Raw genomic sequence first — 21,249 nt, 5'->3', positions numbered from 1 at the left:
AATACCGAATGATACCGCCTGCCGGCCCATTTAGAACCCATCCTCTACCCCGCAAAGATTTTTCTTGCGCCTAGACCGATCAGTCTATAGGATGAATTGCATGAAACCAAGCGATGCCAAACAGCGCCTGATCGGCGCCATGATCGACGCCCTGCAACGCCGTGGCCTGCACGGCAGCGGCCTGACCGAACTGCTGGCCGCCGCCGACGCGCCCAAAGGCGTGCTCTACCATCATTTCCCCGGCGGCAAGACCGAACTGGCGGTGGCCGCCATCGACCTGACCATCGCGCGCCTGTGCGACAGCATGGAGGCGAGCATGGCTGCCAGCGGCGATCCGGGCGCCGCGCTGATGATCTGGATTAACGGCGCCCAGAAGCGGCTCGACGCCAGCCATTACGAACGCGGCTGCCCGCTGGCCACCATCGCCCTCGAAACCACCGCCGACGATGTCGCCATCCGCGCAGCGCTGGCCAAGGGCTTCGCCGCGCTGCGCGAACGCATCGCCAGCAGCCTGACCCAGGCCGGCTACGAGGCCGCCAGCGCCCACGCCACCGCCGCCCTGCTGCTGGCCGCCTACGAGGGCGGCCTGCTGCAGGCGCGCGTGGCCGGCACGCCGGAGCCGATGGCACTGGTCAGCGCCGCCCTGCTCACCTATCTGAAACTGCAGCGCCCCAAGGAGCCCGATCATGCGTAAGCCAGTCGATGCCGAATCCCTGACCTTGATGACCGCCGACGGCTACCCGATCGCGGCGCTGCGCTACCCTGCCACCGGCCTCACGCGCGGACACCTGGTGGTGGCCGGCGCCACCGGCGTGCCGCAGGGCTTTTACCGGCGCTTCGCGCAGTACGCCAGCAGTTGCGGCTATAACGTGATGACGCTCGATTATCGCGGCATCGGCCTGTCCAAACCTGCCTCGCTCAAGGGCTTTCGCATGGATTACCTGGACTGGGGCCGCCAGGACCTGGCCGCCGCCGTCGAGGCCATGAGCGTGCCCGGACTGCCCTTGTACATGGTCGGCCACTCCTACGGCGGCCATGCCTTTGGCCTGCTGCCCAACCACGACAAGGTCGACGCCCTGTACACCTTCGCCACCGGCGCCGGCTGGCATGGATGGATGCCGCCGGCCGAGCGCCTGCGCGTGCTGCTGATGTGGCGCGTGGTCGGCCCGCTCATCGTGCGCGTCAAGGGCTACCTGGCCTGGAACTGGATGGGCATGGGCGAAGACCTGCCGATCGACGTGTACCGCCAGTGGAAGCGCTGGTGCACCTTTCCGCGCTATTTTTTCGAAGACCCGCACATGACCCACATCGCCGCCTCGTACGAGAACGTGCGCAGCCCGATCATGGCCTGCAACGCGCTCGACGACCTGTGGGCGCGCCCGCCCTCGCGCAACGCCTTCATGTCGGCCTACCGCAACGCCGGCTGGCAGTCGACCGACATCGACCCGCGCCAGGCCGGCCTGGGGCCGATCGGCCATATGGGCTATTTCAAGGCCCACTGCAAACCGTTGTGGGAAGGGGCGCTCGGCTGGCTGGAACAGCACGGACGGATTCGCCCGGCCGCTTTATCGCGTTAAATTGCAGCCTGTCCGGCGCGCGCTGCCGTCTGTCGCAAACGGCGCGCGGCGCGATGCATGCTTGCCTAGTATGCTGGTCAGGAGCCTTATCCAACCACATACCGAGGAAGCCGCCATGACCCGAGCACAAACAACCCGTTCCCCCCTGCGCTACCTCGTCCTCGCAGCCGCCCTCGCGTGCGCGCTGCCCGCCAGCCACGCGGCCGGCGACTGGTTCAGCGGCGAGCGCGTCGAGGGCAGCACCATCCTCAAACGCGAAACGCGCGCGCTGGGCCGCTTTAACGGCGTGGCGCTAAGCCTTCCGGCCAAGCTGGAAGTGCGCACCGGCGACACCGAAAGCGTCACCATCGAAACCGACAACAACCTGCTGCCATTGATCGAGACCGTGATCGAAGACGGCACGCTCAAGCTGCGCCCCAACAAACGCAACCTGCACCTCAAGACCGGCAACATGAAGATCGTGGTGCAGGCCAGGAGCATCGATCACCTGTCGATCGGCGGCGCGGGCAGCATCAGTGCCGACGCCGTGCGCGGCGACAGGGTCACTATCAACGTCGGCGGATCGGGCTCCATCGTCGTCAAACATATCGAGGCCGACAACGCCGTCATCGCCGTTGGCGGCAGCGGCAGCCTGTCGGGCGTCGCCGGCTCGGTGAACAAGGCATCGATTTCGATCGGCGGCTCGGGCGACGTCGACCTGGGCAAGGTCAAGGCGCGCGACGCCAGCCTCAGCGTGGCCGGTTCCGGCGAGGCGACCGTGTGGGCCAGCACCAGGCTGCATGCATCGATTGCCGGTTCGGGCAACGTGAACTACTACGGCGACCCGACGGTGAGCAAATCGATCGCCGGCTCCGGCAACACGCGCCGCCTGGGCGACGTGCCGCGCTGAGCGCTTACAGGTCGAAGCGCAGTTCCGCCACGGCGGTGCGCTGGGTGTACGGGTGAAAGGCCCAGTAGCGCGCATTGTTCACATTGTCGATCCCGAGCGCCGCGCTCCACTGCTTGCTGATCTTGTAGCGCACCCGCAGGTCGGCCACCAGATAGCTTGATACGCCCATGTAGGTGGCGCCGTTCGGATCGGTGTTATCCAGGGTGCCGTATTGCTTGCCGCTGTAGCGCACCCCCACGCTGCCGGCCCAGTCCCGGCCCAGGTGGTAAGTCGTAAGCAGGTTGGCGCGCCACTGCGGCACGCGCGGCTGGCGTTTGCCGACGCTGGCCGCAAAGCCGCGGTTTTGCACGATGCCCGAATCGGCGTAGGTCAGGCTGCTGTTGATGGTCAGGCCGTGCACCATCACGTCGTCGCCCTGCCATGCCATTTCCACGCCGTTGGTACGGATCTTGTCGACGTTCTGCACCGTGTTCACCAGGTTGGTCAGCGCTTGCGAGTACAGGGCGTCGCGCGTGGTTTCGTGGAACAGGGTGGCGCGCAGCGACGTATCGCTGGTCATCCGTTCGGCCGTCAGTTCGCCCGTCCATGAGCGTTCGGCGCGCAGGTTCGGGTCGCGGTTGACGATCTGCTGGTCGACGATCGAGCCCTGGAACAGTTCCGCCGCGGTCGGGTTGCGCACCGCGCGCCCGGCCGATGCCTTGAACGCCCACTCGTCGGTGGCCTGCCACGCCAGCGCCGCTTTCGGCGACCAGCTCGTTTCGCTGCGCTCGCCGAACGGCAGCGGCGCCACCGAGGCGGTGTTCGATACGTCGCCGCCGTACGCGCTCCAGCGCTCCAGGCGCATGCCGAGCGTGGTCTTCCACTGCGGCGCAAAGCGCCAGGTGTCCTGCGCGTACAGGCTGCGCAGGCGCGTGTTGCCGTTAAACGTGGACACGGTGGCACCGTCGCCCGCGCCGATCCAGTCGCTGCTCGAAAACACGCGCGTGCGCAGGGCCGCAGTGTCGCTCTGCACGCCCATGTCGACGATGTGGGACGCAATCGGGCGCCAGATGGCCTTGAGCGCCAGCGTGGTCCAGCCGCTGCCGCCCATGTCGGTCACGTTGCCGCGCCCCGTCTGATCGATGTTGGCAACAGGCACCACCGGCGTACGTACCAGGTCTTTGGCGTAGTCGTATTTGCTGGCCGCGACTTCCCAGTCCCACACGCCCTTGCTGTGCTGCTTGAGCGAGAAGCCGTGCATCAGGTGTTCAAGTTTGCCAATGCTCGGCGCCAGGTCCGAGGCCTTGAGCTCATAGCGCCTGCCGCCCACGTTGATGAAGCCATTGGCGTCGCCGCGATACACTGGCGCACCATTCGCGTCGCGCAGGTAGGTCTCGGTGGCGCGGTGGGCGTCGTTGCCCCACCAGCCCAGCGTATAGCTGGCGCGCAGCACCGGCGAGACATCGTAGGCCAGCTTGATCTTGGCGTGATCCTGCACCGTGTGCGACTGGCCGCTGGCGCCGATGATCAGCCAGTCCTTGTTGGCGGAGTTTTTGTCAAGCACGGCACCGCTCACCGGCAGGCCGGCGGCGCTGTTCACGCCCGTCGACACCAGCTTGTTGGCGAACGCGATCGGCTGGCCGCGGCTGTCGAGGCGCGACACATCGACCCACCACGACCACGCGCCCTGGCGGTTGCCGACCGAGGCGCTGCCCTGCCCTCCGCCGAAGCGGTCGTCGGTAGCGTACTGGCGATAGCGCTGGCTGAACGCGGACAGCTTCACGTGCGCTTCCAGGCGGGTCGGCATGCGGGTCTGGAAGTCGACCACGGCGCCGGCCGAATTACCGGGGTAGGCTGCCGAAAATGGCCCGTACAGCACATCGACGCGCTCGATTTCCTCGGGCGAGACCATGCCCCAGCGCGGGGTGAACGTGGCGCCGTTGCCGAGCAGGTTGGAGAGCAGGATGCCGTCGGCGTACACCAGCGAACGCGCACTGTTGCCGGTGCCGGACGCGCGGCTGGCCAGCACCGCGTGGTCGTAGTCGCCGATGTAGCGCTTGCGCACATTCAGGCTGGGGAAGTATTTGAGCGCGTCTTCGCTGTCGGTGGCGTTGATGCGCTGCTCCACCTGGGCGCCGCTGATCGATTCGATCGTGGTCGGGATCTGGGTCGGCAGCGAGCTGGGACGCCCGCCATTAACGGTCACCACCGGCAGCTTGTCGGGGGTGTGCGTGGCTTGTACCACGCCGGCGCTACAGGCGAGCAGGATCCCCAGCGCCGGGGCACTGGTAAAAAATGGTTTCATGACGAGCCCTTAGTGGTGGGGTGCGCCGGCTGCGGCGGGGAGAATCTCGATAAACGGTGCGGGCGAGGCGAGCTTCGCGCCGCTGGCGTCGGCAATGGCGTCCCAGTCCATGCGGCCTTCGTCGCACAGCTGCGTGACCTTGAAGTAGTGCCTGCCGACCGAGGCGGGCAGCTTGACCTGCATGACGAATTCATCGTAATGCGCGTCGAGCAGCGGGCCGCCTTTCCAGGTGACCTGGCTGGCCGTGGCGCTCACAGTCCACCCGGTTTTGGGCATCGGTTTGGCGCCATTGACGCCGTCGGGCAGGTTCACGGTGAGCGTGTGGGTCGGGCTGCCCTTGCAGCCGTGGCCGGCGCGGAAGGTCAGTTTTTGGTAGGCGCCGGCGGTGGCGCTGGTTTGTTCGAGCGTCACGTGGGCGTGCACGAGCGGCGCGGCCAGGGCCGCGCAGGCGAAGAGAAGGCGAATGTTCATGATGGAGTCCGGGTCGGGGTTTGCGTCAAGGTCAGTGGGCAGCGTGCGCACCGGGTTGGCTGACGAAGTTCAGCGGCTTGACGGGAACCTGGACGGTCATCGATTCGCGTTTCCTGTTCGGGTGTTCGATGGTCAACGTGAGCGGCACCGAGTCGCCCGCCTTGAGCTGGCGTTTCAGGTCGATCAGCATGAGGTGGTAGCCGCCCGAGGCCAGCCTGACGGCCTTGTTGGCAGGCAGCTCGATGGCGTCGACCTGCTCCATTTTCATCTGGTCGCCTTTCATCTCCATCTTGTGCATTTCGACGCTGCCGGCCACCGGCGAACTGGCGCCGACGAGGCGCACGTCTGTGGGCGACTGCAACTGCATGAAGGCGCCGCTGGTTTTCTGGACCGGCACGGTGGCGCGTGCCCACGGAGCGTCGACTTTAAGCTGGGCAAAGGCGGACGAGGCAAAGGCGCACAAGGCGACGAGCGCATAGATATTCTTGTTCATGGTGGTTCTCTGTAACAGGTTCTGTAGACGCGGGCCTGCCGGGCAGGCGCGCAAGGTCGCAAGGGTGCGGCGCGCGGGGCGCCGCAATATCCATCAGAGAACCGAAGGCGGGCCGCGCGGTGGAGCGGCGGTGAGCGCGAGCAGCGGCTGCGGCGCGCGATAGAACAGGAACGGGCGCAGCTCGTGGCCGCCGAGGATGGCCATGCCGGTGATCTGGTTCGGCATCAGCGAGTAGCTGCCGGCGTGCGGAAGGCAGTAGCCGCAGTCCTGCATCATGCCGGCGTCGGAGTGCTCGAGCTGCGCGGCGACGAAGCTGATGGCTTCGACGGCGGGTGCGGCGCGCATGCCGGGATCGGTGAAGCAGATATCGGCGCCGGGAGAGTCGGCGCGAACGGCCGCCAGCGCGTGCGAAATCGAGGGAGCGAGCACGTTCATCAGGATCGCAAGACACGCGATCCAGATTTGCAGGCGCCACTTTGTCGACTTCATATTCATGGGGTGAATTATATCGTAGCGATGCTGCGTTGGGGCCAATACCTCCCACGCCAAAAGAACTAGGTACTCCAAGGCATTTGGCGTTTTGATGATTAAACAACGGTTTCAAAAACGATAATTTTGCATTGGCGCTTGACGTACTATTTGCGACGCCCGGTCCGGGGAAACCCAATCCCAAGGAATGACCATGGCGCCGCAAACGCGCCGTGCAAAAAAACGCCTGACCTGGTCTACTGTGTCTCGCCACTGCTGCGTTTTCTGAACTGGGCGGCCTTGTAGCGATTGCCGCACAAGGCCATGCTGCACCAGCGGCGCTTGTGCGCCTTGGTGCGGTCGTAGAACCAGAGGATGCAGTCGGGGTGCTCGCACTGCTTGACGAGCGTGAAATCACCGTCCACCAGTAACTGCGCCACCGATTCGGCGACCGGTCCCAGCAACGATGCCAGCGCGTCGCCGCGCGCCATGCGCGTCAACATCAGCTTGCCCTCGCTGTCGCGATCGAGATGCGGGGCGCTCAGGTAGGCGTGCAGATACGGGTTGAGCGCGCTGGCGTCGCCCGGCTCGTCCTCCTTGCGCTGAACAATCAGCCGATGCGCCAGTGTACGCAGCGCCGTCGCGCGCGCCAGCAATACGTCCAGGTCGATGCCCCCTTCCGCCGGCACCACGCCGCAACGCGCCAGCCAGGCGAGCACATCCCCACCACTGTTCCAGTAATCGACGAGCGCGCCGTTGCTGCGCGCCTGCGTATTCATCAAGTCCATGGCGAGATGGTCGCCCAGGATCGGCGCCTCGGCCAGGCCGCCATCGCGCTGGATTCCTGCATTTGTCATTAGTAACCCCTAAAAATGTCGTTGACAGGTTACTAAAGCGCACGCATACTGCGGTTAAGTAACCTGTTTGAGTCAATTATAACGGTTATACGGATGCCATACCCATCACTTCAAGGACAATCATGAACCCCAACAACACACTGTTAGCCGCCGCCCTCGCCACTGCGCTCACCGCCAACGCCGCACCAGTTCCGGTGCAAGTCCACCACAAGACAATCGACATCCAGGGCGTGCAGGTGTTCTACCGCGAAGCCGGCTCACCCAACGCGCCGGCAGTGCTGCTGTTGCACGGCTTTGGCGCCTCGTCGCACATGTTCCGCGAGCTGATCCCGCAACTGGCCGCAAAATACCATGTGATCGCCCCCGACCTGCCAGGCTTCGGGCAGACCAGCGTCAAACCGGGAGTCAAGTTCAACTACACCTTCGACAAGCTGACATCGGTGATCGACGCGTTGACGGTGGCCAAAGGCATGGAGCGCTACGCCATGTATGTGTTCGACTATGGCGCGCCGGTTGGCTGGCGCCTGGCGGTCAACAACCCGCACAAGGTGACCGCGCTGGTGAGCCAGAACGGCAATGCCTATGAAGAGGGATTGAGTGCGGGATGGGCCGACATGCGCCGGGCCTGGGCCGAGCCGAGCGCCGCCAACCGCGAGGCGCTGCGCCGCTTTAACACGGCTGACATGATCAAGTGGCAGTACACGGAAGGCGTGCGGGATGCTTCGCTGATTGCGCCGGAAAGCTACCAGTTGGCCCACGCGGCCATCGAGCGCATCGGCGTCGAGGCGCAGATGGACCTGCTGCTCGACTACGGCCAGAACATCAGGCAGTATGCGCAGCTGCACGATTATTTCCGCCGTTACCAGCCGCCGACATTGGCAATCTGGGGCAACAAGGATCCGTTCTTCACCCCGGCCGGCGCCGAGGCATTCAAGCGCGACAATCCCAAGGCCGAAGTGCGTTTCCTCGACACCGGCCACTTCGCCCTCGAAACCCATGGCAAGGAGATCGCGGCGGCCATGCTGGAGTTTCTGGACCGCAGCGTCAAGCCCTGAGCTTGGGGCGCGCTGGTTTAACGCAGCGCCTTGAAATCCTCGCGCTCGATCAGCACCGTGTTGACGCTGTCGGTCAGGTAGATCTGGCCGTCCTGGATCGTGCACTGCAACTGCATATTGCGCTGCGCAAGGGCTTCGAGCTGCGCGCTGGCGTCGGCCGGGATGTTAATCACGGTCAGGTTCTTGGCGCGCTCGAGTTTATTGGCGATCTGCTTGTACCAGATATGGCTGGTCGCGCTGTAGCTGTAGACGATCACGCGCTCGCTGCGGCCGCACGCTTTCATCAGGCGCTTTTCGTCCGGCTGCCCGACTTCGATCCACAATTCGATCGCGCCGGTCAGGTCTTTTTGCCACAGGTCCGGTTCGTCGGTATCGAACAGGCCCTTGGTAAAGGTCAGCGATTCGCTCGCGTGGATGGCAAACGCGAGCAGGCGGATCATCATCCGCTCGTCGGTCTCCGATGGATGCCGCGCCAGGGTCAGGATGTGCTCCTGGTAGTAGTTGCGGTCCATGTCCGCAATCTGCAGCTCTGCCTTGTAAATTGTCGCTTTAAGTGCCATTGATACGCCTGCCTTTAACTTCTTTGAATTGAATTATTTGAAGACGACAGTCTTGTCGCCATTTTGCAAAATGCGGTGCTCCACGAACCATTTCACCGCGCGCGCCAGCACCACGCATTCGACGTCGCGCCCGATCGCGCTCAAGGTATCGGCATCCATCGCGTGATCGACCCGCTCGACATCCTGCTCGATGATCGGACCTTCATCCAGATCGCCGGTGACAAAATGCGCGGTCGCGCCGATCAGCTTCACGCCGCGGTGATGCGCCTGCGCATACGGCTTGGCGCCTTTAAAACTCGGCAGGAACGAATGGTGGATATTGATCGCCTTGCCGCGCATCGCCTCGCACAGGCCCGGCGACAGGATCTGCATGTAGCGCGCCAGCACCACCAGGTCGATCTTGTGCGTGTGCATCAGGTCGAGCACGCGCGCTTCCTGCGCCTCTTTGGCCGCCGCATCCGCACCGGTCGCCAGCGGCAAGTGGTGGAAGGGAATGTTGTAGCTGGCCGCCAGCTGGTAAAAATCCATGTGGTTCGACACGATGGCTGGAATGTCCACCGGCAGCAGGCCGCTCTTGTAGCGAAACAGCAAATCATTCAGGCAATGCCCGATTTTCGAGACCATCAGCATCACGCGCGGCTTGGCGCGGGCGTCGTGCAGTTGCCCGTTCATGCCCATCTGCGTGCACAGGGATTCGAAATCGGCGCGCAGCACAGCGTCGCCGACGGCGCCCTCTTCCAGCGCAAAGTGGACGCGCATGAAAAACAGCTTCGATTCGGCATCGCCGAACTGGGCCGAATCGATGATGTTGCAGCCATGCTCGGCGAGAAAGCCCGACACACGGTGCACAATGCCGCGCTGGTCGAGGCAGGACAGGGTCAATATGTATTCTGGATGCGTCATGGTCTTGGTGTGAATGGCGTGGAAACTGCGAACCTTGTATTGTCGCATGCGTCAGGGAAAATCGTTCCATTACAAAAAAGCACGCCCGTGCAGAATTACGGTATAGTAGGCAAATCACCACTTCAACCAAGGACTCGCCATGACCACTGCCGCACTGATGAACCAGCAGTTCCGCCTCGCCGCCCGCCCTGTCGGGATGCCGAAACGCAGCGACTGGGAGCAACTTACCGAACCAGTGCGCGAGATCACCGATGGCGAGATCGTGATCAAGGTCCTGTACCTGTCGCTCGACCCGGCCATGCGCGGCTGGATGAACGAAGGCAAGTCGTACATCCGCCCGGTCGCCATTGGCGAAACCATGCGCGCCGGCGGCGTGGGCGTGATCGTCGCCTCCAAGTCCGACAAGTTTGCAGTCGGCGACACCGTGTCCGGCGGCACCGGCGTGCAGCAATACTGGGTCGGCGCGGCCGATGACAAGTCGGGCAACTTCTACAAGATCTTCCCGGCCATGGCGCCGCTGACCACCTGGCTCAACACGCTCGGCATGCCGGGCATGACCGGCTACTTCGGCCTGATCGAATCGGGCCAGCCGAAAGCCGGCGAGACCGTGGTGGTGTCGGGCGCGGCGGGTGCGGTCGGCATGACGGTCGGCCAGGTCGCCAAGCAGCTCGGCTGCCGCGTGGTCGGCATTGCCGGCGGCAAGGAAAAATGCGACTTCGTGGTCAATGAACTGGGCTTCGACGCCTGCATCGACTACAAGAACAGCGCGGTCAAGGATGGCCTGAAAGAACATTGCCCGAACGGCGTGGACGTCTACTTCGACAACGTCGGCGGCGAGATCCTCGACACCGTGCTCACGCGCATCAACCTGCGCGCGCGCATCGTCATCTGCGGCGCCATTTCGCAGTACAACAACACCACCCCGGTCAAGGGTCCGGCCAACTACCTGTCCTTGCTGGTGAACCGCGCGCGCATGGAAGGCATCGTCGTGTTCGACTACGCCGACCGCTATCACCTGGGCGTGGCCGCCATGGCCAAGTGGATGCAGGAAGGCACGTTCAAGAGCCGCGAAGATGTCGTCGACGGCCTTGAGAATTTCCCGGAAGCGCTGTTGATGCTGTTCGAAGGCAAAAACTTCGGCAAGCTCGTGCTCAAGGTGGCGGACGCGTAAGCCATGCGCCGCGCACCATTAATATGATCTGAAGCACCGGGCCGCCCGTTCGCGGCGGCCCTTTACTCCCTTCCCGCTTGACCTAACGCGCCTTCGCGCAAAGTTCGTGGAACTTTGGCGCGCCTTGTCACGTCTATCACATGTCGACGCACGTTCGCCTGAACGCGACAGCGTCCTTCCCCATGTTTTACGACAAGGAACGTCATGCCATCCTATTCAAACCGACCACCGATGCATTCGCCCTTCGACACGCAGGTCCATTTTCTCACCGAGCTGGCGCGCGCGGGTGTCGATGCGCTACGCAGGCTGAGCGAGCTCAATCTGCAGCTCGCCCGGCAACTTAACGGCGACGCCATCAACGCCGCACGTGCGCTGGTGGCGTGCCCCGATCCGTTCCAGCTGGCGCTGGTGGCGGCGCGCGCGGCCGAGCCGGCCATCGGCCACTGGCACAGCTATCAGCAGCAGCTGGGCGGCGTGCTGTCCGGCGCCGGGCTCGATCTGGCAGGCGGCGCCGGTGCCGCGCAGCGCCTGCTGCGCTCGTCCGGCGAGGCGCACGCACCCCACCACCGGCCGGAGTAACGGCCGGCAAACAGTCACCACGGAGTTCACCCATGTCTACCCACGGTAAGCCAAAAAGCGGCGCGGCGATCGACGCGCTCGAATTGCTGAAAGCCGACCATGAAAAGGTCAAAAGCCTTTTTCTCGAATTTGAAAGCCTGCGCGAGAACGACAACGACGACGACGAACGCAAGTTCGAGCTGGTCGACGAGATCTGCTACGAACTGACCTTGCACTCGATGATCGAGGAAGAGATTTTCTATCCCATGCTGCGCTCCGTCATCGATGACGGTGACCTGATGGACGAAGCCGACGTCGAGCACGGCGGCATGCGCGACCTGATCAGCCAGCTCGAAGTGATGTATCCGGGCGACGACCATTTCGACGCCACGGTCACGGTGCTGGGCGAAGAGATGGCGCACCACATCGACAAGGAAGAACGCGACATCTTCGATGTGGCACTCGAATCGCTCCTCGACCTCGGGGAACTGGGCGAGCGGCTGGCCGCGCGCAAGGAAGAACTCGACGACGACCTGACCGCGCCGCCGACGCCGATCGACGCGATGGAACCGCACAACAATGCGCGCCGCACCCCGCGTCCACCGGATTAAGGGTCGCGTAGCGCCATCGCAGGGGAACTATTGAATTGAGCACTTCTCTAACCCACAAGCCCGGTAACGCACGAGAGCGGGGTTCCGATATCCATACACAAGGAGAACGACATGGCGACAAGTAAGGAAAGCGCAGGCAACAAAAACAGTACGTCAAGCGGCAACGCGCAAAAGAGCGGCAGCGGCAGCGGCAGCGGCAGCGGTCCCGCCAAGCGCGGCTTCGCGGCGATGGACCAGAATCAGCAGCGCGAAATTGCCAGCAAGGGCGGCCAGGCCGCCCACCAAAAAGGCACGGCGCACGAATTTGATTCCGAAGAAGCGCGGCGGGCCGGGCAAAAAGGCGGTGAAGCGGTCAGCCGCAACCGCGAGCACATGGCCGACATTGGCCGCAAGGGTGGCGAGAGCCGCCAGTCGGCGGCGCGTGCTGCCGCCGCCGCCGCCGCCGGCAATGGCGATGGCGCCGCCGCCAAGGGAGCACGCCAGGGCAGCAAGGAAAAGCCCAAGGACAAGGCGGCGGATTAAGGTCCGGTGGCGCTGCCGGCATGCGGGCGCCATCGGTCCACCTGCACAAACGTGATGGAGCCTGCGTGGTATCCACGCCGTGCGCATGCCGTCCGGACGGTACGTCGTTGACGGTCCAGGCAGGACCGCGAGCGACGGATGTGCACCGTCGTCCCTCGACACGCCAGAGTGACGATCCACACTGCAACGGCAGTGCCGGCCAGATCGCCGCCTGTTGATGTGCGCGTACGTTTCAGGGCTCAGCGGTATGCGCCCGGCACGGTGTGATGTCGAATCAGGCATCTGCATGCATATGCAGATTGGCGACAGCGCACCACCATCGCGCACATCGCCCCGCACCTTTGCATCGCGCCTTCGCGCGCAGAATCTTCCGCTGCAGCCGCATGCATCTATGCACAGGTTCGCACCAGTCACGGCGCTCGCCGCGTGCACGTGCATATGGCAAGCGCGCCAACGCCAGCAAGGCGCGCTGTCAAATTAGTTCGCCGCCTCACCTCCTCAAGAAATAGTAAATAATCTATGATGCAACTCTGGAAGCCGCATCCGACGGCATCCCCATCCAACAAGAAAGACGTTCGCCATGCCACGTTTCGCCTTGCGTTTATCCGTGACCGTCATCGCCGCAGTGTGCGGCGCTTCCAGCTTTGCCCAGGCCCCCTCCGCGGTCGATGCCGGGCTCGCGTTTTCCCACCCAAATCAACTGGTCGATATCGGCGGACGGCGCCTGAACCTGTATTGCAGCGGCTCCGGAGCGAACACGGTCATCTTCGACGCGCCGTCCGGCATGGGAGGCTGGGTCTGGCACAACGTGCAGCCGGAGGTGGCCAAGCAGACGCGCGCCTGCATCTTCGACCGCGCCGGCATGGGCTTCAGCGACCCGTCGCCGCGCCCGAACACCTCGGCCAACGTGGTGGAAGACTTGCACGCCGCCCTGGGCAAGGCCGGCATTGCGCCGCCTTACGTCCTGGTCGGCAATTCCCTGGGCGGCGCCAACGTGCAGTTGTTCACCTACCGCTATCCCGATGAAGTCAAGGGATTGGTGCTGGTCGAAGGCCACCATGAAGATGAAATGGACCGCATCAATGTCGTCTCGAAAGGCAAGTTCAAGGAGATGATGGCGGGCAGCCTCGAGTACGCCAACGCCTGCGAGGCCCAAGCCAAAAAAGGCTTTGTTCCCGGCAGTGAGCTGTTCACCAACTGCACGGGTGGGGTCCAGCCGCAATTCGGCCGCGCCCTCAACGCCGCCTACCTCGCCTCGCTCACCTCGCCCGCCTACTGGCGCGCGCGCAACGCCGAGGAAGACGCTTTCGAGGTCAGCAACGCCCAGCTGCGCGCGGCGCGCAAGCCCTTTGGCGACCTGCCACTGATGGTGCTCACGCGCGGCGTGTCGCCGTATGCCATTCCGGGCAAACCGCAAAGCGAGTTGAACAAGGCAACGGAAAAGGAAAACTACGCGATCCACCAGGAGATGGCGGCGCTGTCCACGCGCAGTACGCACCGGGTGGTGCCGGGCGCCGGCCATATTATCCAGGCCGACCAGCCGCAGGCGGTGATCAAGGCAATAGCTGACGTACTCGCGCAAATCAAGCCATAATGCCGGACCGGGCAGGTGGACCGACACCGCCTGCGGAACACAAGGAACCAGCATGATCCCAGACGAGGTAAGGACCGAGATAATGACGCGCCTGGCGCGCACCGAGCGCGAAGAAGGCGTGCGCATTATCCTGGCGATTGAATCGGGCAGCCGCGCCTGGGGTTTTGCGTCGCCCAACAGCGATTACGATGTGCGTTTTATCTATGCGCGCCCGGCCGACTGGTATCTGGCGGTCGATCTGGAAGAGCGGCGCGACGTGATCGAATACCCGATCGTCGACGACATCGACCTCAATGGCTGGGACCTGCGCAAGGCCCTGCGCCTGCTCTGGAAAACCAATCCGGCGATGGTGGAATGGATCCAGTCGCCGATCACCTATATCGAGACTGGCGGCTTCGGCGCCGGGGCGCGGGAACTGCTGCCGGCGCTGTATTCGGCGGAGCGCGGGATTTATCACTACCGCAGCATGGCCAAGACCAATTACAGCGACCATTTGCGCGCCGCGCAGGTTCCGCTCAAGAAGTATTTTTATGTGCTGCGCGCGCTGCTCTCGGTGCATTGGATCGAGCGTTACGGCACGGCGGCGCCGATCGAATTCCACAAGCTGCTGCATTTGCTCGACCATCGCCCGGATTTGCTGGCGCGGATCGACGCCCTGCTGGAGCAAAAACGCGCCGCGCCCGAGCTGGGGCTATCCGAACCGATCGCCCTGCTCAATGACTTCATCGAGCAGGAACTGACGCGCCTGGAATCGGTGCAACCGCTGCCGGTGCCGCGTGCCCAGCCCCTGCCCGCCCTGAACGCCCTGTTTCACGCCGTACTACGCGAACACGAAAAGTAATCCGGCCGACCCGCCTGGCGCCACCCCGCTTGGTGTCAGGTCCGACATTTGGACACGGCCTCATCCTTGCCCCCTGGGTGTGAGGTCTGACATTTGGACCCGGCCCGGATACGCACGACCTCATCCTTTATATCTAGTCACATGACGCGCCTGCCAAGCAGGCGGGCGCCCGCCTGACCGTCCAGTTCGTGTCCGAATATCAGACCTGACACCCAGCGAGGACACCCAGCGACGCAGCAATGGCATTCCAAGCTCTCCCCTGCACGTAATTCGTAAACCTTCTATAATTTCAGTAATTCCTGAAAATTCAATACTTCCAAAGACCTATAGACATGACAAATCTCAGTCCACTTGCCCAGAAATTCATCCTCCACTTCGGCGAAATGGGCAGCCGCTGGGGCATTAACCGGACCGTGGGGCAGATCTACGCGCTGCTGTACGTGCTGGCCAAGCCGCTCAATGCCGACGAAATCGCTGAACATCTGCAGTTTTCGCGCTCGAATGTGTCGATGGGCCTCAAGGAGCTGCAATCCTGGCGCCTGGTCAAGCTGCTGCACCAGCCGGGCGACCGCCGCGAGTACTTCGAGCCGCCCAAGGATATCTGGGATATCTTCAAGGCCCTGCTTGAGGAACGCCGCCGCCGCGAAGTCGAGCCGACCCTGTCGATGCTGCGCGACGCCCTGCTTGAAACGCCGGCCACCGACGCCGACCGCGTGGCCCAGGAGCGCATGCGCGAAATGTATAACCTGATCGAGCTGTCGAGCTCCTGGTTCGACGATGTCCAGCGCCTCTCGCCCGAAACCCTGACCTCGCTGATGAAAATGGGCTCCACCGTCAAGACCCTGCTCAACGTGGGCGACACCGTGCGCGGCACCTTCCGCAAGAAACGCCCTGCGGAACCGGTCGCACCCGAGCAAGCCGAAGCCGGTAGCGGCGACGCCAGCGGCAAAGGCGAATAAGATGCGCGCCCTTCTTCACCGCCTCCCGTTCGCACTGGCGATCACGCTGGTGCTGGTTTTGAAGGCCGTCATCCTGTTCATGTTCTACAAAGCCTTCTTCTCCACGCCCCAGGTGAAAAAAATGCGCATGCCGACCGCGCAGGTCGAACAGCACCTGCTCGCCACGCCCCGACCGAAACCACCACCACTTACTCCTGCCAAGGCCACGCCATGATTCCCATCGATGATGTTGTCAGCCTGTCGCGATTGCAGTTCGCCGCGACCGCCATGTATCACTTCCTGTTCGTTCCCCTCACCCTCGGCCTGTCGTGGATCCTGGTGATCATGGAATCGGTCTATGTCATGACCGGTCGCGAAATCTACCGCGACATGACCAAGTTCTGGGGCAAGCTGTTCGGGATTAACTTCGCCATGGGCGTCACCACCGGCATCACCCTCGAATTCCAGTTCGGGACCAACTGGGCCTACTACTCGCACTACGTGGGCGACATCTTCGGCACCCCGCTGGCGATCGAGGGCATGATGGCCTTCTTCCTCGAGTCGACCTTTGTCGGCCTGTTCTTCTTCGGCTGGTCGCGCCTGTCGAAAGTGCAGCACCTGGGCGTGACCTTCCTGGTGGCCCTCGGATCGAGCCTGTCGGCCTTGTGGATCCTGATCGCCAACGGCTGGATGAACAACCCGGTCGGCGCCGAATTCAATTTCGAGACCATGCGCATGGAACTGGTCAGCATCTCGGATGTGATCTTCAACCCGGTGGCGCAGGTCAAGTTCGTGCACACCATTTCTGCCGGCTACGTGACGGCATCCATGTTCGTGCTGGGCGTATCGGCTTTTTATCTGCTCAAGGCGCGCGACGTGCCGTTCGCCCTGCGCTCGTTTGCGATTGCGGCCGGTTTCGGCCTGGCCTCGACGCTGTCGGTGATCGTGCTGGGCGACGAATCGGGCTACACCGCCGGTGAAGTCAACAAGGTCAAGCTGGCCGCCATCGAAGCCGAATGGGAAACCGAACCCGCACCGGCCGGCCTTACCCTGATCGGCCTGCCCAACGATAAAGAAGAACGCACCGATTACGCGGTCAAGATCCCATACGTGCTGGGACTGATCGCTACCCGTTCGACCGACACCCAGGTGACCGGCATCAAGGACCTGAAAAAGCTGCACGAGACGCGCATCCGCAACGGCATGCTGTCGTACGCGGCCCTCACGCGCCTGAAAAGCGGCGACAAGTCGCCCGAGGCGCGCGCCGACTTCCTGCGCCTGAAGGACGACCTGGGCTACGGCCTGCTGCTCAAAAAGTACACCCCGCGCGTGATCGACGCCACCGAAGCGCAGATCAAGATGGCGGTGGGCGACACCGTGCCGAAAGTGGCGCCGCTGTTCTGGTCTTTCCGCATCATGGTCGGATTGGGCTTCCTGTTCCTGTTCATCTTCAGCGCCTCGTTCTACTTCCTGATCCGCAAGCGCCTGGCGCAGCAGCGCTGGCTGCTCAAGCTGGCCGTGTGCGCGATCCCGCTGCCATGGGTGGCGGCGGAGCTGGGCTGGGTGGTGGCTGAATATGGCCGCCAGCCGTGGACCATCGCCGGCATCCTGCCGACCCACCTGTCGGCGTCGACCCTGCAGGTGTCGAACCTGTATTTCAGCCTGGCCGGCTTCATCGGCTTCTACACGCTGCTGCTGGTGATCGAGATGGGACTGATGATCAAGTACACGCGCCTCGGCCCGAGCGCGCTGCATACGGGTAAATATCACTGGGAACAGAAGGAGGCCGCATGATCTTCGACTACGACACGCTCAAGGTGATCTGGTGGGGCTTTGTCGGCCTGCTGCTGATCGGCTTCGCGCTGACCAACGGTTTCGACTTCGGGGTCGGCATGTGGCTGCCCTTCCTCGGCAAGGATGACATGGAACGGCGCGTCATCATCAACGTGATCGGGCCGACCTGGGAAGGCAACCAGACCTGGTTCATCGCCGCCGGCGGCGCCATGTTCGCGGCCTGGCCGCTGGTGTACGCGGCCGCCTTTTCGGGCTTTTACGTGGCGCTGATGCTGCTGCTGTTCGCGCTGTTTTTCCGGCCGGTCGGTTTCGACTACCGCAGCAAACTGGCCGACACGCGCTGGCGCAATGCCTGGGACTGGGGCCTGTTCACCGGGGGCTTCGTGCCGCCGCTGATCTTCGGCATCGCCTTCGGCAACCTGCTGCAGGGCGTCCCGTTCCACTACGACGACACCATGCGCATGGAGTACACCGGCAGCTTTCTCGGCCTGTTCAATCCCTTCGGCCTGCTGGCCGGGGTGCTGGGCGTGGCAATGCTGACGATGCACGGCGCCACCTTCCTGTATCAGAAGACCGAGGACGTCATCGCCGAGCGCGCGCGCAAGGCGGCCATGGCGGCCGGCGCGCTCACCTTGCTCGCCTTCGGCGCGGCCGGGCTGTGGGTCGCCACGGGGCTCGACGGCTTTCGCATCGTTTCGATGCCGCCGGTCGATTCGGCCTTCATGCCGACCGCCAAAGTGGTCGAACGCGGCGTCGGCGCGTGGATGGATAACTACACGCGCTGGCCGCTGACGATCGCCTTCCCGGCCATGGGCCTGTTTGGGGCCGCGCTGGCGGTGCTGCTGTGCGCGGCGCGCCGCAGCCTGCTGGCGTTTTTGGCCAGCGGCGTGTCGGTGGGCGCGATCGTGCTCACCGCCGGCGCCGCCATGTTCCCCTTCATCATGCCGTCCTCGCTCTCGCCCGGCAGCGGCCTGACCGCGTGGGATGCGGTGGCCAGCCACAAGAGCCTGGGCGTGATGTTCTGGGTGATTGTGATCATGCTGCCGATCGTGGTGATGTACACCAGCTGGGTCTATTCGATCATGCGCGGCAAGGTCACCGCCGCGCATATCCGCGAAAACGAACACGAATCTTACTAGGAGCAGACCATGTGGTATTTTGCCTGGATATTGGGAATCGGCCTTGCCCTCTCGGCCGCCATCATCAACGTGATGTGGCTGGAGGCGAACTACGCGTTCGGCCTGCGCGACGAGGATGTGACGCGGACCAGCTTTGAAGAGGCGAACAAGGAAAACCGCCTGTTCTGATTGCCACGCCGGCGGCCCTCCGGGATGGGGGCGGCCGGATCGTTACCGGCCGATGGCGTCAGGGCGCGTCCTGCTCCTCGGTGATTTTGACGTACTGCACATTGAGCGTGATCGTTTCGCTGTAGCGCAGCACGAACGAGTCGCCGTCGACCTCGTAGAAGCGCTCGCTGTCGCTGGCGTCGGGTGCATCCGGGCCGGGCTTGTCGGCCACCATCGGCCGGCGCGATACGCCTTGCAGCACCATGCGGTCGAGCTGTCCTTCCGCATTGACGAAAAATTCGTCCAGCACGCCCACGTACAGCACGGCTTCCTTGGCAATTTCGACCACGGCCGAGACGATGATGAAGTCGGGCGCGTCCTCCTGCTTGAAATCGGCGCCGGTCAGCAGGTAGTACCAGGGTGCGTCGTGGAAGCGGAAAAACGGGCCAAGGCGCGCCGTGGAGCGGTCCAGCCGGTAACGCGAAATGATCAGGCGCGCCAGGGTCGGCAGGACAAACGAGGCCAGGAACAGGCTGACGAAGTAGGCGGCGATCCAGCTGAAACCGGCGGCCACGGCGGCCGTGGCATCGGCCTGGATCGACGGCGCGGAGGACAGCAGTTCCATCAGCACCAGCGGGGCGAAACGCTGGCCGAAGACCACCGCCGACAGCGCCAGCCAGGCCAGGTGCGCCATCAGCGACCACAGCACCGCTTCGGCGACTACCTGGCCGAACGGCGAAAAATCGAGGGAAGTGCGCTCCGAGCGCTTCAGGCGGGTTCTGAAAATAAAGCCGGGCAAGAGCAGCAGGAAGGCAATGAGTGCGGGAAGGGCAATATTCATCCGACCGTCATGCGGCCTTTGCCTTGGGCACCAGTTCGACCTTGACCGTGACGGCGGAGCCGCCGCGACGGATCTGGAACGGTCCGCTGGCGGCGCTTTGCGGCGTCGCTGGCGAGCCTTGACGCTTGCCGACCAGGAAACGGCGTAGCTCGTCGCGTGCCGCCGGATCGGCAAGCAGTTCGACGGCAAGGGGACTTTTGAGCGCTTTCATGATGAGATGATGCCACAAGTACGCCATCAACGCATCATTGCCGGCCCCGGCTGCGGCTTGATGCCGCCAGGCTTGCCGGCGGCGCTGTGGTAAAGTGCCCACATGCAACCCCTTAAATACCTGAGCGCCTATTCCGAGCAGACGCAGGCGCAAGTGACCCAGCTGATCGCGCAAAACAAGCTCGGCGAGGTACTCAAGCAGCGCTATCCCGCCGCCCACGAGGTGCGCACCGACCGTGCCCTGTACGACTACGTGCAAGACCTCAAGACCGAATTCCTGCGCAACGCCGACCCGATCAACAAGGTCGTTTTCGACAGCAAGCTGCATGTGATCCAGCACGCGCTGGGCCTGCACACCTATATCTCGCGCGTGCAGGGCAACAAGCTCAAGGCCAAGCACGAAATCCGCGTCGCGACCGTGTTCAAGGACACGCCGATCGAGTTCCTGCGCATGATCACCGTGCACGAACTGGCGCACGTCAAGGAAAAGCAGCACGACAAGGCGTTCTACAAGCTGTGCTGCTACATGGAGCCGAACTACCACCAGTACGAATTCGACCTCAGGCTGTACCTGACCCAGCTCGATGTGTCGGGCGAGCGCCTCTGGTAGGCGCGGCGCCGTTGCGGCGTTCGCGCGAGCGCGTTGCCAACTGCGTCAGGCAATCGGCACCCCACGTAGCTCAGCGTCGGGATCGGTTTGAATCACGGTGCCTCCGTACATCCCGATGTCGTCCGGCTCCAATGGCGTCATCAGATGCCAGATCCAGAGACCGCGGATGCCACCTGCCACATGCAAGAGGTCGTGCCCATCGCTTCGGCACGCGAGCTGGCGTAGCGCAGGTTCATATCGGTTGAGCGATTCGGCACGGGATAAGAACATGATCAGCGCCGCTGCCGGGCCGTCGGCTTCGTACTGTTCGTACGCCATGCTGAAGTCGGAAAACGTCGCGGAGACAGTAAACAACATGGTTCGACCTTCATGCACCCTGGCGTATCAGACCATCGCAGTCCAAGTTACCGGCGTGTTGATTTATTAAAAAATGAAAGAGTGTGCATCTGGGAAGACGCATTGATGCGCTACGACGTTGAGAATAGACGCATGTCGAACAATTGACAATATTATTCGATTGAAATGGTGGATGACCAGCTTGCGGAGCAATGAGGGGGGGCTGCCACAACCCCCTGCGACCACCGTTTCGGTCCCGTCAGCCGGGCAGCCGCGCTCGAGCGATCCCACAATCTCTCCGAATGTTGCTTTTCCGCAGCACAAGTTATCAGGGCGATTACGTTCGTGAGGAAAATGTTCGACAAGCGCCACCCTGCTCT

General features: G+C 63.4%; 25 protein-coding genes and 1 pseudogene. 16 read left to right on the top strand and 10 right to left on the bottom strand.

All coding sequences use genetic code 11. The features are described from left to right. Positions 1 to 100 precede the first annotated feature (100 nt). From F1609_RS18425 to F1609_RS18415, 3 genes are all read left to right on the top strand, one after another. Positions 101 to 694 carry a TetR/AcrR family transcriptional regulator gene (locus F1609_RS18425; RefSeq protein WP_167077852.1) on the top strand — a complete coding sequence of 198 codons (594 nt, stop codon included), beginning with the start codon at positions 101 to 103 and terminating at the stop codon, positions 692 to 694. After that, the gene (locus tag F1609_RS18420) at positions 687 to 1,577 is read left to right on the top strand and encodes an alpha/beta hydrolase family protein (protein WP_167077851.1); all 891 of its coding nucleotides are present in this window, start codon (positions 687 to 689) and stop codon (positions 1,575 to 1,577) included. The genes F1609_RS18425 and F1609_RS18420 overlap by 8 nt, the downstream gene beginning before the upstream one ends. A 115-nt stretch (positions 1,578 to 1,692) precedes the next feature. Then, a complete protein-coding gene (locus F1609_RS18415) occupies positions 1,693 to 2,466 on the top strand; it encodes a head GIN domain-containing protein (protein ID WP_167077850.1) in 774 nt (257 codons plus the stop codon). Between the two features lie 4 nt (positions 2,467 to 2,470). On the opposite strand, the gene F1609_RS18410 is transcribed toward F1609_RS18415, so the two are convergent. From F1609_RS18410 to F1609_RS18390, 5 genes and pseudogenes are all read right to left on the bottom strand, one after another. Next, complete coding sequence (locus F1609_RS18410; RefSeq protein ID WP_167077849.1) at positions 2,471 to 4,750, bottom strand: TonB-dependent receptor; 2,280 nt, start codon at positions 4,748 to 4,750, stop codon at positions 2,471 to 2,473. Between the two features lie 9 nt (positions 4,751 to 4,759). Next, positions 4,760 to 5,221, bottom strand: coding sequence for a YcnI family copper-binding membrane protein (locus F1609_RS18405; protein ID WP_167077848.1), 462 nt, complete (start codon positions 5,219 to 5,221; stop codon positions 4,760 to 4,762). Positions 5,222 to 5,360: 139 nt separating this feature from the next. After that, positions 5,361 to 5,714 (bottom strand): annotated as a pseudogene (locus F1609_RS18400) (copper chaperone PCu(A)C); the annotation flags it as partial. A gap of 93 nt (positions 5,715 to 5,807) precedes the next feature. Beyond that, complete coding sequence (locus F1609_RS18395; RefSeq protein WP_167077846.1) at positions 5,808 to 6,203, bottom strand: DUF2946 domain-containing protein; 396 nt, start codon at positions 6,201 to 6,203, stop codon at positions 5,808 to 5,810. A gap of 236 nt (positions 6,204 to 6,439) precedes the next feature. After that, on the bottom strand, positions 6,440 to 7,039 hold the full coding sequence (locus F1609_RS18390; protein WP_167077845.1) for a CGNR zinc finger domain-containing protein: 600 nt from the start codon (positions 7,037 to 7,039) through the stop codon (positions 6,440 to 6,442). A 122-nt stretch (positions 7,040 to 7,161) separates the two neighbouring features. Here F1609_RS18390 and F1609_RS18385 point away from each other — a divergent pair, with 122 nt between their 5' ends. Beyond that, complete coding sequence (locus F1609_RS18385; RefSeq protein WP_167077844.1) at positions 7,162 to 8,094, top strand: alpha/beta fold hydrolase; 933 nt, start codon at positions 7,162 to 7,164, stop codon at positions 8,092 to 8,094. 17 nt (positions 8,095 to 8,111) lie between these two features. On the opposite strand, the gene F1609_RS18380 is transcribed toward F1609_RS18385, so the two are convergent. Both F1609_RS18380 and purU read right to left on the bottom strand, forming a co-directional pair. Further along, positions 8,112 to 8,654 (bottom strand): YaeQ family protein, encoded by a 543-nt coding sequence (locus F1609_RS18380; protein WP_166882436.1) that lies wholly within the window; start codon positions 8,652 to 8,654, stop codon positions 8,112 to 8,114. A 33-nt stretch (positions 8,655 to 8,687) separates the two neighbouring features. Then, positions 8,688 to 9,557 carry a formyltetrahydrofolate deformylase gene (purU, locus tag F1609_RS18375; RefSeq protein WP_167077843.1) on the bottom strand — a complete coding sequence of 290 codons (870 nt, stop codon included), beginning with the start codon at positions 9,555 to 9,557 and terminating at the stop codon, positions 8,688 to 8,690. Positions 9,558 to 9,696: 139 nt separating this feature from the next. On the opposite strand from purU, the gene F1609_RS18370 reads away from it, so the two are divergent. The 11 genes from F1609_RS18370 (at position 9,697) to cydX (ending at position 18,893) form a co-directional block, all read left to right on the top strand. Continuing rightward, positions 9,697 to 10,728, top strand: a complete 1,032-nt coding sequence (locus tag F1609_RS18370) for an NADP-dependent oxidoreductase (protein ID WP_167077842.1) — start codon at positions 9,697 to 9,699, stop codon at positions 10,726 to 10,728. Positions 10,729 to 10,932: 204 nt separating this feature from the next. Beyond that, positions 10,933 to 11,307 (top strand): phasin family protein, encoded by a 375-nt coding sequence (locus tag F1609_RS18365; RefSeq protein ID WP_167077841.1) that lies wholly within the window; start codon positions 10,933 to 10,935, stop codon positions 11,305 to 11,307. 32 nt (positions 11,308 to 11,339) lie between these two features. Continuing rightward, positions 11,340 to 11,897 carry a hemerythrin domain-containing protein gene (locus tag F1609_RS18360; RefSeq protein ID WP_167077840.1) on the top strand — a complete coding sequence of 186 codons (558 nt, stop codon included), beginning with the start codon at positions 11,340 to 11,342 and terminating at the stop codon, positions 11,895 to 11,897. A 111-nt stretch (positions 11,898 to 12,008) separates the two neighbouring features. Further along, a complete protein-coding gene (locus tag F1609_RS18355) occupies positions 12,009 to 12,419 on the top strand; it encodes a KGG domain-containing protein (protein ID WP_167077839.1) in 411 nt (136 codons plus the stop codon). Positions 12,420 to 12,999: 580 nt separating this feature from the next. Next, a complete protein-coding gene (locus F1609_RS18350) occupies positions 13,000 to 14,013 on the top strand; it encodes an alpha/beta fold hydrolase (RefSeq protein WP_167077838.1) in 1,014 nt (337 codons plus the stop codon). 52 nt (positions 14,014 to 14,065) lie between these two features. After that, positions 14,066 to 14,854: a nucleotidyltransferase domain-containing protein gene (locus tag F1609_RS18345; RefSeq protein ID WP_167077837.1), complete on the top strand. Its 789-nt coding sequence runs from the start codon at positions 14,066 to 14,068 to the stop codon at positions 14,852 to 14,854. A 332-nt stretch (positions 14,855 to 15,186) separates the two neighbouring features. Then, a complete protein-coding gene (locus tag F1609_RS18340; protein WP_167077836.1) occupies positions 15,187 to 15,813 on the top strand; it encodes a GbsR/MarR family transcriptional regulator in 627 nt (208 codons plus the stop codon). Between the two features lies 1 nt (position 15,814). Then, a complete protein-coding gene (gene cydP, locus F1609_RS18335; RefSeq protein ID WP_167077835.1) occupies positions 15,815 to 16,027 on the top strand; it encodes a cytochrome oxidase putative small subunit CydP in 213 nt (70 codons plus the stop codon). Beyond that, positions 16,024 to 17,586 carry a cytochrome ubiquinol oxidase subunit I gene (locus F1609_RS18330; RefSeq protein WP_167077834.1) on the top strand — a complete coding sequence of 521 codons (1,563 nt, stop codon included), beginning with the start codon at positions 16,024 to 16,026 and terminating at the stop codon, positions 17,584 to 17,586. The genes cydP and F1609_RS18330 overlap by 4 nt, the downstream gene beginning before the upstream one ends. Beyond that, positions 17,583 to 18,725: a cytochrome d ubiquinol oxidase subunit II gene (cydB, locus tag F1609_RS18325; protein ID WP_167077833.1), complete on the top strand. Its 1,143-nt coding sequence runs from the start codon at positions 17,583 to 17,585 to the stop codon at positions 18,723 to 18,725. The genes F1609_RS18330 and cydB overlap by 4 nt, the downstream gene beginning before the upstream one ends. A 9-nt stretch (positions 18,726 to 18,734) precedes the next feature. After that, positions 18,735 to 18,893, top strand: a complete 159-nt coding sequence (gene cydX / locus F1609_RS18320; protein ID WP_167077832.1) for a cytochrome bd-I oxidase subunit CydX — start codon at positions 18,735 to 18,737, stop codon at positions 18,891 to 18,893. 58 nt (positions 18,894 to 18,951) lie between these two features. On the opposite strand, the gene F1609_RS18315 is transcribed toward cydX, so the two are convergent. Further along, positions 18,952 to 19,713, bottom strand: a complete 762-nt coding sequence (locus F1609_RS18315) for a hypothetical protein (RefSeq protein WP_167077831.1) — start codon at positions 19,711 to 19,713, stop codon at positions 18,952 to 18,954. A 7-nt stretch (positions 19,714 to 19,720) separates the two neighbouring features. Further along, positions 19,721 to 19,924, bottom strand: coding sequence for a hypothetical protein (locus F1609_RS18310; protein ID WP_167077830.1), 204 nt, complete (start codon positions 19,922 to 19,924; stop codon positions 19,721 to 19,723). A gap of 102 nt (positions 19,925 to 20,026) precedes the next feature. Here F1609_RS18310 and F1609_RS18305 point away from each other — a divergent pair, with 102 nt between their 5' ends. Further along, positions 20,027 to 20,533 carry a YgjP-like metallopeptidase domain-containing protein gene (locus F1609_RS18305; protein ID WP_167077829.1) on the top strand — a complete coding sequence of 169 codons (507 nt, stop codon included), beginning with the start codon at positions 20,027 to 20,029 and terminating at the stop codon, positions 20,531 to 20,533. A gap of 45 nt (positions 20,534 to 20,578) precedes the next feature. Here F1609_RS18305 and F1609_RS18300 read toward each other — a convergent pair whose 3' ends face one another. Beyond that, the gene (locus F1609_RS18300; RefSeq protein ID WP_167077828.1) at positions 20,579 to 20,890 is read right to left on the bottom strand and encodes a hypothetical protein; all 312 of its coding nucleotides are present in this window, start codon (positions 20,888 to 20,890) and stop codon (positions 20,579 to 20,581) included. Positions 20,891 to 21,249 lie beyond the last annotated feature (359 nt).

It is taken from the genome of Massilia aquatica, assembly GCF_011682045.1.
Taxonomy (GTDB): Bacteria; Pseudomonadota; Gammaproteobacteria; order Burkholderiales; family Burkholderiaceae_D; genus Telluria_A; species Telluria_A aquatica.
Note: the sequence above shows the minus strand (reverse complement) of the source record. Positions and strands in the feature narration are given on the sequence as shown.

What these genes read in the sequence shown, in the direction of transcription:
- cydP (WP_167077835.1), top strand. Translation starts at nt 15,815, where the DNA reads ATGCGCGCCCTTCTTCACCGCCTCCCGTTCGCACTGGCGATCACGCTG.
- F1609_RS18315 (WP_167077831.1), bottom strand. Translation starts at nt 19,713, where the DNA reads ATGAATATTGCCCTTCCCGCACTCATTGCCTTCCTGCTGCTCTTGCCC.
- F1609_RS18345 (WP_167077837.1), top strand. Translation starts at nt 14,066, where the DNA reads ATGATCCCAGACGAGGTAAGGACCGAGATAATGACGCGCCTGGCGCGC.
- F1609_RS18370 (WP_167077842.1), top strand. Translation starts at nt 9,697, where the DNA reads ATGACCACTGCCGCACTGATGAACCAGCAGTTCCGCCTCGCCGCCCGC.
- F1609_RS18390 (WP_167077845.1), bottom strand. Translation starts at nt 7,039, where the DNA reads ATGACAAATGCAGGAATCCAGCGCGATGGCGGCCTGGCCGAGGCGCCG.
- F1609_RS18360 (WP_167077840.1), top strand. Translation starts at nt 11,340, where the DNA reads ATGTCTACCCACGGTAAGCCAAAAAGCGGCGCGGCGATCGACGCGCTC.
- F1609_RS18425 (WP_167077852.1), top strand. Translation starts at nt 101, where the DNA reads ATGAAACCAAGCGATGCCAAACAGCGCCTGATCGGCGCCATGATCGAC.
- F1609_RS18405 (WP_167077848.1), bottom strand. Translation starts at nt 5,221, where the DNA reads ATGAACATTCGCCTTCTCTTCGCCTGCGCGGCCCTGGCCGCGCCGCTC.
- F1609_RS18365 (WP_167077841.1), top strand. Translation starts at nt 10,933, where the DNA reads ATGCCATCCTATTCAAACCGACCACCGATGCATTCGCCCTTCGACACG.
- F1609_RS18415 (WP_167077850.1), top strand. Translation starts at nt 1,693, where the DNA reads ATGACCCGAGCACAAACAACCCGTTCCCCCCTGCGCTACCTCGTCCTC.
- purU (WP_167077843.1), bottom strand. Translation starts at nt 9,557, where the DNA reads ATGACGCATCCAGAATACATATTGACCCTGTCCTGCCTCGACCAGCGC.
- F1609_RS18310 (WP_167077830.1), bottom strand. Translation starts at nt 19,924, where the DNA reads ATGAAAGCGCTCAAAAGTCCCCTTGCCGTCGAACTGCTTGCCGATCCG.
- F1609_RS18395 (WP_167077846.1), bottom strand. Translation starts at nt 6,203, where the DNA reads ATGAAGTCGACAAAGTGGCGCCTGCAAATCTGGATCGCGTGTCTTGCG.
- F1609_RS18420 (WP_167077851.1), top strand. Translation starts at nt 687, where the DNA reads ATGCGTAAGCCAGTCGATGCCGAATCCCTGACCTTGATGACCGCCGAC.
- F1609_RS18350 (WP_167077838.1), top strand. Translation starts at nt 13,000, where the DNA reads ATGCCACGTTTCGCCTTGCGTTTATCCGTGACCGTCATCGCCGCAGTG.
- F1609_RS18355 (WP_167077839.1), top strand. Translation starts at nt 12,009, where the DNA reads ATGGCGACAAGTAAGGAAAGCGCAGGCAACAAAAACAGTACGTCAAGC.
- F1609_RS18340 (WP_167077836.1), top strand. Translation starts at nt 15,187, where the DNA reads ATGACAAATCTCAGTCCACTTGCCCAGAAATTCATCCTCCACTTCGGC.
- cydB (WP_167077833.1), top strand. Translation starts at nt 17,583, where the DNA reads ATGATCTTCGACTACGACACGCTCAAGGTGATCTGGTGGGGCTTTGTC.
- F1609_RS18385 (WP_167077844.1), top strand. Translation starts at nt 7,162, where the DNA reads ATGAACCCCAACAACACACTGTTAGCCGCCGCCCTCGCCACTGCGCTC.
- cydX (WP_167077832.1), top strand. Translation starts at nt 18,735, where the DNA reads ATGTGGTATTTTGCCTGGATATTGGGAATCGGCCTTGCCCTCTCGGCC.
- F1609_RS18380 (WP_166882436.1), bottom strand. Translation starts at nt 8,654, where the DNA reads ATGGCACTTAAAGCGACAATTTACAAGGCAGAGCTGCAGATTGCGGAC.
- F1609_RS18330 (WP_167077834.1), top strand. Translation starts at nt 16,024, where the DNA reads ATGATTCCCATCGATGATGTTGTCAGCCTGTCGCGATTGCAGTTCGCC.
- F1609_RS18305 (WP_167077829.1), top strand. Translation starts at nt 20,027, where the DNA reads ATGCAACCCCTTAAATACCTGAGCGCCTATTCCGAGCAGACGCAGGCG.
- F1609_RS18300 (WP_167077828.1), bottom strand. Translation starts at nt 20,890, where the DNA reads ATGTTGTTTACTGTCTCCGCGACGTTTTCCGACTTCAGCATGGCGTAC.
- F1609_RS18410 (WP_167077849.1), bottom strand. Translation starts at nt 4,750, where the DNA reads ATGAAACCATTTTTTACCAGTGCCCCGGCGCTGGGGATCCTGCTCGCC.